The organism is Achromobacter sp. GbtcB20, from assembly GCF_019091095.1.
Lineage (GTDB): Bacteria > Pseudomonadota > Gammaproteobacteria > Burkholderiales > Burkholderiaceae_B > Achromobacter > Achromobacter mucicolens.
In genome coordinates this window covers 1-257 of record NZ_JAGXJZ010000661.1, presented here as the reverse complement: position 1 = coordinate 257, position 257 = coordinate 1, and the positions used below count along the sequence as shown (strand labels likewise).

Genomic DNA, 257 nt, shown 5'->3' with positions numbered 1-257 from the left:
GTTCCGGCACACATCGACTACACGTATGAAGCGAGTTCGATGTACGAGACCAGGAAAGATTCCAATATGACCGACCTGTCGCAGCATGATCACGAGGGACCCAAACATCATCCCGGCCATGGCTCAGGGCACGGCGCCGACCATGGGAACGGGTGCGGCGAGAATCCGTTCACCGACCCGGTCTGCGGCATGAAAGTCGGAGCCGAGCCAGGCAAAGAGATCCAGGACGAAGAGGGGACCTATCACTCCTGCAGCAC

The 257-nt window shown here is 59.1% G+C and carries 1 pseudogene; it reads left to right on the top strand.

Annotated features, from left to right (window positions below):
* Window positions 1-66 precede the first annotated feature (66 nt).
* Window positions 67-257 (top strand): annotated as a pseudogene (locus tag KVT32_RS30625) (hypothetical protein); the annotation flags it as partial.